This window comes from Rhodoplanes sp. SY1, assembly GCF_046000175.1.
Taxonomy (GTDB): domain Bacteria; phylum Pseudomonadota; class Alphaproteobacteria; order Rhizobiales; family Xanthobacteraceae; genus Rhodoplanes.
In genome coordinates, this window is sequence record NZ_JBEOMB010000480.1 from 1 (window position 1) to 790 (window position 790).

Genomic DNA, 790 nt, shown 5'->3' on the forward strand with positions numbered 1-790 from the left:
GGCCTGCGACGGGGCGCACAGCGCCGTGCGGCATCGCCTCGGCCTCGAGTTCAAGGGGGACACCATCGGCCTCGACTGGACCCAGGGCGACTTTCACCTGAAGGGCTATCCCTTCCCGGCATCGCAGATGTCCATCTTCTGCCACGAGGACGGACCGATGCTGTTCTTCCCCATGGGCCCCGATCGCGCCCGCCTCATCACCAGCCTCGGCCCCTCGACGGGACAGCCCGCGGTGCCGCTGGACCAGGACGCCTTTCAGAAGGTGCTCGATGTCCGCGGTCCCGGGGGCATCACGCTCACGGGGACGGTCTGGATCAGCGCCTTCCGCATCAATGAGCGGCAGGTGGAGAGCTATCGCACCGGGCGCGTCTTCCTCGCCGGCGACGCGGCCCACGTCCACAGCCCGGCTGGCGGGCAGGGCATGAACACCGGCATGCAGGATGCCGTCAATCTCGCCTGGAAGCTGGCGCTGGTGAGCCGCGGCATCGCGACCGCTCCGGCGCTTCTGGACAGCTACGACCTGGAGCGTCGCCCGGTCGGCGCACAGGTCATCGCGGCTTCCGGGCGGATGACTCGGATGGCGACGCTGGCGAACCCGGTTCTGGAGCATCTGCGCAACGTGGCCGTCCATGTGCTGCTGGGCCTCGCGCCCGTCCAAAGGGCCATGACCGGGCTGATGGCCGAGGTGTCCATCGGCTATCCGCACAGCCCGCTCAACGGCCCATCCCTGGGTGATGCGCCGGCGGGGTCGCGGGTGCGGCCGGTGGCGGGAGAGGCACCGTTCGGGTCC

General features: G+C 70.0%; 1 protein-coding gene. It reads left to right on the forward strand.

Going from position 1 to position 790, the window contains the following annotated elements; all coding sequences use genetic code 11:
* The coding region (locus ABTU92_RS30470; RefSeq protein ID WP_408095263.1) for an FAD-dependent monooxygenase at nt 1–790 on the forward strand (790 nt) is incomplete at both ends.